This is a genomic window from Roseibium sp. RKSG952 (assembly GCF_009711355.1).
This window is the reverse complement of sequence record NZ_SMMF01000962.1, coordinates 271,135-279,792: the sequence shown is the minus strand read 5'-3', so window position 1 is coordinate 279,792 and position 8,658 is coordinate 271,135. Positions and strand designations below refer to the sequence as shown.

Here is an 8,658-nt window from a genome sequence, read left to right as displayed (position 1 = left end):
CCGGACATCGGACCAATGATCCGATCGACCCCGGCATGCCGGACACGTTCAATAGCCATATGCAGAGCTTCCAAGCCGGCCTCTGGGGTTTCGCACGAGAAGTCGCCGATTGTTGCAGCTGGGACGCCAGCCCAATCGGGGCCCTGCAGATAAACGGACAGTTTGGCACCGTCAGTCTGAATGCTCTCTTTCGTCATGATACAACTCCGGTGACAAATCCGTCGCCAATAGACCCCGCTATGAACCAAATGTAGTAGGCAAGCGGGGGTAGAACCGCCAAAAGCGTCAGCCTCGAAACACGGTTCTTTTGGAGTAATTGCGGAAAAAACAGGGGCACCATCGCCATAATTGCGAGTGATACAAGCGAGAGCGCGGTCAGGGGTTCAGCCCAGTTCGATTGGTCAGAATTCAAGGAAACCGCCCAGATTCGAATTAGAAACAGGACCGCCGCAACCAGCGGTATCGCAATAGGAATAGTGCGCAGCGCCACAGCAGTGAGCCCCATAGCCAACCCCATCGCACTGACTCCAAAAAAGGATATCGCATCCCATCCCGTTGCATTTCCCACCGCAAGCCAACCGAACCCCAAAAGCCCCAAGGCGGCTACGATATCCAGATCGGGATACTTACTGTCACAAGGAGAAGCAGTGCGCGCCCAGCCGTGTGCGGCAAGAACCATGATAGGCAGTACTGTGTTCTGCAATTTTGCGGCTGCCAGCAGCAGAAAAACCGCAACAACATAGACACGGGTCGTATGTTTGGTGAACCCCAGCTTTGTTCCCACCACGCCGAAACTGACCAGAGCAGCAAAGAACAAAATGGTTAGCACGGCCAGCTCTGCCAGTGAGCTAAAGTAATGGGCTTTCAGAAAAATCAACAAGCCGAGCGGCAAGAACAGATTGTCAAAGCCCCGCCAGCTTTGTGCCTCGACCAATGTGCCAAAGGCCGCAACCATAAGGGACAGCATCATGATGTTGGACGGCGGGAGTTTCGACAAAAACAAGAAGCAGATGATAGAAACCAACAGCGTTACGACAAAAAATACTACTGACCCTTCTAGGCTCTTGTCGCCATCTTCAACCACGTAGCGCTTGGTTCCATATGTCGTTCCGGCAAGCGCAGCCGCAGCATCCGCCAGTGTCAAAACGGCGATCGGAAGCACGTAATACAGAGTGTTTTCCCCGGCCAGCAAAAAACAAAGTCCAACGGAAATCGCCAACAGGAAATCACCATAAGAGGTGCGTTCAACGCTATGCAAAGCTGCACCCAGACCGTTTGAGAACCGGGGCAAACGTAAGATCGCCATTACAATCATCGTTACCCCGATCAGCATGTAGACCGGCCAGCGATCCGGGAAAATGCACGGCAGAAGCAACGTGAACAGCCCGGTTCCGACATGCATTAGTTTACGTTGTACTTCTGCGTTCAAGCCGAGCTTTTGCGCCAACCGTCGGACAACTGCCATCAATCCCAACAGGGCCAGAACAGAAGCCAAGGCCAGCAGGATCTGGACCATGACACTCACGCAAGCACCTCTTCAACGACAAAGTCTGAATAGAAAAAGGCCATGTCCCGTGCTTTTAGCCGGTCCTCAATCTCGTGTTGTGTTTCAACTTCGCCTCTAAATGAAGGGGGCAAGCGGCGCGGTGCCATCATGTTCCAATAAACAAGACGAGCCTTTGGCGCGGCAGCTGACAGGATTGATCCGTAGACCTGCGCAAACACATCAGGCGACATATATTCGAAAATGTCCGATAGATTGAACCCGCTGGCTTTTTCACCGGTTGAAACGAAGGCCTCTAACGATCCGGGCCTGATATCGAGACGATCGAGGCGAGCGCGGATGGTATCATAATGCTCAGGCCGCCAGGCCATCGGCAGCGCGTCGCCATGCGTACCTTTCAGGATCCAGTGCAAATATGGATTTTGCGACGGATCAGTTTCAACGCCTGCGTGGCGAATGCGACGCGCCACATGCTGGGCAGGGCTGCCTTCAACGTGATCGAAGAACGCCTTGTCGCGTCCCATGCGCCCCATCACAAAGCGAGAAAAGAATACATTCAGTAACAGCCGCCATCTGAAGGTATTAAAGCGCGTATCGAAGAAAACCTCGCGCGCATCCGGCGATCGGGGTGCAAAGACTTCATCAATCGTACGTCTGGAATGTACAAACGGCAAAAGCCGTGTGCGGAAAATACGAAAGTACCGCTCGAACTTGCCGACCCCGCCTATCCCATAACGCTCCACATCTGGGGTAAGACCGGCCCAGAAGGCGCTTGTCTCAGGATCAGTGGCCTCCAAAGCCCTCGTCAGCAGCTCTGCTCGCCTCTTGCTGGGCCGCGATCCTGTCAGTTCCAGAAATTCGGGGTGTGTCAAAGATCGGAAAGCACCGATCCTTAACTTTAGACAGGCAATCTGCGCCGGTGAAAGATCGACAACCACAACTTTCGCAGGGTCCAGCGTTAGCATAGCCAGCGCGTTATCCCCTGCAGAACAAATGGACACCAGCGTACCCCCCGCGCAATCGCCCAGCGCGTCGGTCAGAACGTCCGCATCCTCCCACAACTGGGCATATCGGATATGGTCGAAATCTGCCTTACTCTCGATTTCACTATGCCCCATCGCACCGTTCCACCTTGCCACTTGCCCCGTCGACCGACAGGGTTTCACCATCCTTGATCCATTGCGTGGCCCCTTTCAGGCCAACTACACAAGGGATGCCCAATTCGCGCGCCACAATTGCGGAATGCGACAAAAGCGACCCCCGTTCCACAACAATGGCCGAAGCGTTCGAAAACACCGCGATCCAGCCCGGATCGGTGTGACGCGCCACAAGGATGTCGCCGGGTTGCAGCGCCTCAGTTCGCGGGTCACGGATCACACGGGCTTTTGCAGTTACTTGCCCGGCTGAACAGCCGGTGCCAGTTTTCACACGCTCCGGATCGCTGTCGACCTCTTCCGTATCCGCCCAGATCGGAGAAATGGCGGGACCTCGGATTTCGATACGTTCCGGCGGGTCCGGATGCTGGGACGCTGCAGCATCTTCGCGTTGGCGTTGCGCAACTATGGTTTTCAGATCAGGCGAAAGACTGAACCCTTCGACAGCCCCCAAGACTTCATGCGTCGTCAAATGAAACACGTCGCGGGGCTCGGCAAGCAACCCCCTTGCAGAAAACTCTCGACCGATGCCAAGAAAAACACGCCGGGCGTGGCCGAAGATACGGGTACGTTCAAAGCGCAGGTTCTCTCGGTCACGAACACGGGCCTTGGCCCAGCCTATGATCCATTTAGACAGGTAGCGTTTCAGCGGATTGGCAGGAAACAGGGTTTTCCAGTCCGGCTCAGTGCTGGTGTGTCGCTTTCCCTCGGGACGGGCTGCACTGGCTGCGATGGCCATCAACAGACTGGTGGGATCATCGCGCAACGGTATGCTCTCGAGCTTCAACTCCTCAGTGCATCGATCCCCGAATTTGTCCAAGTAAGAGCGAACCTCGGCCTCGATCTGTGGAAAGGGGGCAAGGGTCTCAATCCGGCATTCCGCGCTCAGCTGATCAGTAATCCCGGCCTCGCGGACCAAGTGAGCCATGTGGGCAATTCGCTGCGCCGGTTCGGCTGAGATGATATCGCCTTGTCCGATCATGACATCGTTATGCAGCAACAGCCCGTCTTCACCCAACCACTTGTTCAGCAGGTTGCGTGATGCGCCAAAAGCGATCATGCACAGGAAGTCATTTACAAGCGGTGCGTCCCAGCGATCCAGCAGGGTACTTTCGATATGGCGATACTCAGCAGCCAGTTCGGTCGCGTTCGCAGCTTCTATGTCGAGATCACGATCCAGAATATCATTTAGTCTGCCATAGAAGTTGCGCCGGGTACGCGGCAATCGCACGGCCTGCCAGATCAGGCTGCCCGCAACCGCAGCCAGTTTGGCGTATTCCAAAATCTTGCGCGCGCCTTTGGCAGGAGCAGGACCAATCCCGTCCGTGATTTCACGCGGCATGGGCTCGGACACACCCATCATCGTTTCCATGTAGTCGCGGTTCAGCGAGAACCCCGGCAGCAGCGCCAGCGCTCGGTACCAGTTGACCAGATTGTAATAAACACGCCCATCAATGCGCCCAAGGAAATTGTCGAAGATGGCCGAGTTCTGCGCGACGGTTCTATCCGAAACACCCAAAAGCCGCACGAAGGCGCGATAGACCCGAGAGTAGACATGCACGGCAAAGGAATAGGTCAGTGGACTGACCATGCCCGGATAGCTTTCGACGATATTCGAATTGTCAAAAATGGTAAGCGCATCATCCGGCACCGCAGCTGGTCTCAGCTCGGTCGTAATTGGTCGTGCCTGGAGAATGTGCAGCCCCTCCGCATCGAACGCCCATTCGATGTCTTGTGGGATACCAAAAGCCTCTTCCGCTTTGCGCGCCAGCATTGCCACCTGAAGCGCCTGGTCCGGTGTCAAAACTTGAGCCGTGGCTTGGGCGCATTCAGGCTGCCTGTCTTGATCAATAGTCCAATCCTCACCATCAACCTCACCTGCCACCAAGGCATCGCCTAGACCTTTGACGGCGGACACAACTACCGTGTTTCGTTGCCCGGTCACCGGATCGGCCGAGAAAGCGACACCGGCGGTCGTCGCATCAATCATGCGCTGTACAATGATGGCGGGGGCTTCTGCCTCGCCCCCGGATTTGACCGAGCGATAGGTAGCAATAGATTCCGCAAAACCTGATTGCCAAACCTGTTTCGCCGCCGGCAACACCTTGCTGCCGGTGACGTTCAAGACTGTATCGAACTGCCCCGCATGGCTGTGTTCGGCACCATCTTCAGCCCGACCAGAGCTGCGCACTGCATAAGGTCCCGGACCCAACGTATTCAATGCCGCGCTGATCGCATCACTCAGCCCGCGAGCTGCAACGGGCCCTGTCTTACCTTCGCGGAAAGCGGCATCGGTTATGACAAAAAACGCAGGTGGATTGAACCCGTGACGGGCGAGGTTTGATAGCGCAGTGGCTTTTCCTCCGACCACCGTCGGATCAGTTGCATCGGATTGATAGACGATAAAGGTCACCTGAAGCCTCCGATCAGAAACGGCAAAAAGCCCGCTGTGGCATAACAAAAAAACACCCACAGTCCCGCGATTGTGTCCATCCTGTCCTGTGCCTTAGGCGTTGGTGCCGTCATATAACTGCGTGCAGCAAGACCACAGGGCACCAAAGCAGCGACCCCGACCACGACGGTTATCCATCCAACATCAGTCGCAAACCCTGTGCCCACCAGAAACCCAAAGGACAGCACAACACAGCCCAGCCAAACAATGGCGGCGCGCCGATACCCCCAAAGACCCGAATAGGTGTCTACGCCGTCAATTTCGTTTTCGGGCGACCATAGCTTGCGTCCGATCTCGAGAACGCAGCCATTCACAAAAGACAGCGTTAGAAACAACCACAGTTTTGATGCAGCCCCTTCGGCCGGAAGCCATTCGATGCTGGTCAGCAGCAAATCGATCAGCGGCATAATCGCCATATGACTAATCAGATACAGAACCGGTCGCGCCTTAAGCCAGGCTGGCACCCCGAATTCGGCCGTCATTGCCGCCAGCCATACCCAAACCACAAGAAGGCACCATAGAACCGGAGGATACCACAACCATGCAGCAGCGGTAGCCAGCGGTAGGGTCAGCAAGCCAAGCACCAACACCTCAGCCGGGGCCACCAGCCCTCGTGGAATAGGGCGCTCGGGACGGTAGCGGCGGTCGTCTTCGGCATCCTTGAATTCGTCGCAAACGCGCATCTGGAAAAACAACGCCATTGCAAGCACGAAGCCGACCGCAAAGGCGGGCCATTCGGGCAATGGGCGATCAGCAAGCCGGGCTGAGACACAAATACTTGCTGCTGAAAACACCAACAAAAGCGGAACGGTCTTTTTCAGTGGAAAGCGTTCGGACTGATAGATCCACAATCGAGCCAACAGAGTCATCTTTGGCGGGCCAGACTTTCATGGGCCCGCGTGAAATGCCCCGCAGCAATTGCGGCAACAATCGATATCTCGCCACACAGGCAGATTGCAGCGGCCACTTCGGCCAGCGCCGTTCCGTGGCCAGCGCCCTTCAGTCCCAGAATGTTCAGCGCGGCACTCTGGCTGGGCAAGCCGGTACCGCCACCCACGGAACCAACTAGGATATTCGGGAGCGTCACCGAGCAAAAAAGGTCTTCCCCTCGGGGCTCCATCCGCGTCACCCCCATCGCGCTTTCGGCGACGCAGGCCGCGTCCTGGCCGGTCGCGATGTAAAAGGCTGCCAGACCATTGGCATAATGGGCCTGAGCCCCAAGCTGACCCGATAGATGTGACCCGAGATTAGCGACCCGGCCATAGGCCATCATGGCATCCACGGTGGTACCAAGCGTCTTTTCCACCACATCCGCAGGCAGGGTCACCGACGCGCTTACCTTCCGGCCTCGACCCGTCACCAATCCAAGCGCCGAGGCTTTCTTGTCGCCCGAAAAATTCCCCTCAATATACCAGTTTTCAATTGGCACCGGGCAACTACCGTTAATGGCACGGCACAACGCATCCGTTGCGATGGTAACCATGTTCTGACCCGCCGCATCACCCGTGGTGTAGCGGCAAATCAGAAAGACAATATTCGTGTCTATGAAAGGCTCCAGCGAGACAAGTTTGCCATGCCGGGTTGTGGCTTCAGCCGCCGCCTTGAGATCATCGATATTGCTGACCACCCAATCCACGAACTGACCGGCCTGCAAAAGGCTTTCGAACACAAAGGCAGGTGTGCGCAATACACCTTCATACAAGACAGCCGTGCTGACCCCACCAGACCGCCCCGCAGCAAATGCCCCTCGCGCATACGAGGCAACAAGCGCGGCCTCAGTCGTCGCCAGAGGCACATAAAAATCCCCGTTGGCGTTCATACCATTCAAGCGCAATGGTCCAACAATGCCCATCGGCACTTTCACGGTTCCAATGAAGTTCTCAATATTGGCGCTGTAGGTTTCAGAAGCTTCGACTGTTGCAGAATCCGCGATCAATGCTTGATCTGCGTCGCTTGACCTGGGCTTTAGATGATCCCAGAACCGCGCAACCGTCTTACTGTCAGCCTTGCGAGACGGGCGCAAAGGCGAAAAAACTTCGTCGCTTGGCGCCATCTGCTGTGGCGTGCGTTCAGCGTCATATCGCGCTTTTATACGCCGCAGCATTTCCCGCACATGAAATGGAATAATCAAAAGTCAGCTCCGACAAACGCTGTGTAAAACGACTGCAGACTTAATTCTGCGATGGCTGCACCCTAACAAGAAAGAAAGTAATATCCAGCAAATACATCCAGTTGGCGATTGTGAGCGGTCCTGCCTCTTTAGAGTTCATTCGGCCCTTAAGTCAGGAAACGGGGGGACCAAATGAGAGATTCAAGCAAGACAAGCCGGAAGTTTATGTGACGCCTCGCAAGGCACTGTGGGGCGACACATAGTCTTGCCATTCGGCGACCGGTAAACCATTGATTTTGTGTCATTCGATTATTCATGGACGCACTGGTTTTGCCTTTTGCGACGCAAAGATCTGCCGTAACATCAGAGTGATCCAATATTCCACGCCGCACTGGCCTCCCGCAGTCAGTCAACGTTATCAAGAGCGGTCAGACTGATTTCAAAATGGTTTTGGTGAGTGCTGCACCCAATTTCAGGCAGAGGCGATGTATCTGGATAAGATCAAGATCTCTACTCTGCGGGCGCTTTCGCATTCAACCTCGAATTTAGAGTTCAAATGCCGATGGCAGGAACATTTCAAAATTTTTGCACGCGCTTTGAGCCTCATCGAGGTGATCCATGATCCAGGAGGCAAGATCGTATGTAGTATGAGAAGGCGGACAGGACGAGAGTGTCGTCAGTGCGCAACTAAACTAATTGCAACTCCAAATCATAAGGGTGAGCCTCAGAAACCCAGATACAAGACATTTCGGATGTCTCGTAAATCAAACTAGACTTGTCAGTTTGTAAGAAGCAAACGACGCCGCACTATAGGGGTTCAATGCCCCACAAAGTCGCGCTTGCGCTGCCAAAGAGAATGGTCACCATTTAGCTTAGTCTGTCCGGTTTGGGCCATGGCAATACTCAACTCTTGGCTAAGAACATCCCACATTTGTTCTAAACCCGCCTCTCCGGCAGCTGCGATAGCAAACTGCAGTATCCTTCCAACAAAGACGAAGTCGGCCCCAAGTGTCAGGGCCTTAAGAACGTCTTCTCCTGACCATATCCCGCTGTCGTAGAAGAGGGAAAAATCTGGCCCAAGGTCTGATCGAATATTTGAGAGCATCTCGATCGGCGCGGGGCTTGCCTCCAGCTGCCGTGCGCCATGGCTTGAGACTTGAATAGCATCAACGCCTGCAGACCGCAGCGCGCGGGCGTCCTCGATGTCCAGCACCCCTTTCACCACCAGTTTTCCAGGCCAGAGATCCCGCAGCCGGGTCAGCGTGTCCCATGTGGCCCGGGCTCGGCTCTCGGTGCGGTCGAAGTCATAACCCTCCATCTTGAAATTCGCCATTTCTGGCCTGCCTGCGAAAAGCGTCTTAAACGACCAACCGGGATGCATGGCAAAATCGAATAACTGTCTGGGGCCAATACGGAAGGGCATTGTGAAGCCGTGGCG

At 55.2% G+C, this 8,658-nt stretch carries 7 protein-coding genes; all 7 read right to left on the bottom strand.

The window, feature by feature from the left end; translation table 11 throughout:
* On the bottom strand, window positions 1-197 hold a 197-nt coding region (locus E1297_RS49355), incomplete at its 3' end, for a hypothetical protein (RefSeq protein WP_196223566.1).
* Window positions 194-1,525: a hypothetical protein gene (locus tag E1297_RS45410; protein WP_155150228.1), complete on the bottom strand. Its 1,332-nt coding sequence runs from the start codon at window positions 1,523-1,525 to the stop codon at window positions 194-196. The genes E1297_RS49355 and E1297_RS45410, both read right to left, overlap by 4 nt.
* On the bottom strand, window positions 1,522-2,622 hold the full coding sequence (locus E1297_RS45405; RefSeq protein ID WP_155150227.1) for a DUF3419 family protein: 1,101 nt from the start codon (window positions 2,620-2,622) through the stop codon (window positions 1,522-1,524). Before E1297_RS45405 ends, E1297_RS45410 begins: the two co-directional genes overlap by 4 nt.
* Window positions 2,612-5,071: a PEP/pyruvate-binding domain-containing protein gene (locus E1297_RS50980; RefSeq protein ID WP_196223565.1), complete on the bottom strand. Its 2,460-nt coding sequence runs from the start codon at window positions 5,069-5,071 to the stop codon at window positions 2,612-2,614. The genes E1297_RS45405 and E1297_RS50980 overlap by 11 nt, the downstream gene beginning before the upstream one ends.
* Window positions 5,068-5,979, bottom strand: a complete 912-nt coding sequence (locus E1297_RS45395; protein ID WP_155150222.1) for a UbiA family prenyltransferase — start codon at window positions 5,977-5,979, stop codon at window positions 5,068-5,070. The genes E1297_RS50980 and E1297_RS45395 overlap by 4 nt, the downstream gene beginning before the upstream one ends.
* The gene (locus E1297_RS45390; protein ID WP_209016377.1) at window positions 5,976-7,214 is read right to left on the bottom strand and encodes a hydroxymethylglutaryl-CoA reductase; all 1,239 of its coding nucleotides are present in this window, start codon (window positions 7,212-7,214) and stop codon (window positions 5,976-5,978) included. The genes E1297_RS45395 and E1297_RS45390 overlap by 4 nt, the downstream gene beginning before the upstream one ends.
* 823 nt (window positions 7,215-8,037) lie before the next feature.
* On the bottom strand, window positions 8,038-8,658 hold a 621-nt coding region (locus tag E1297_RS45385), incomplete at its 5' end, for an alpha-hydroxy acid oxidase (RefSeq protein WP_196223564.1).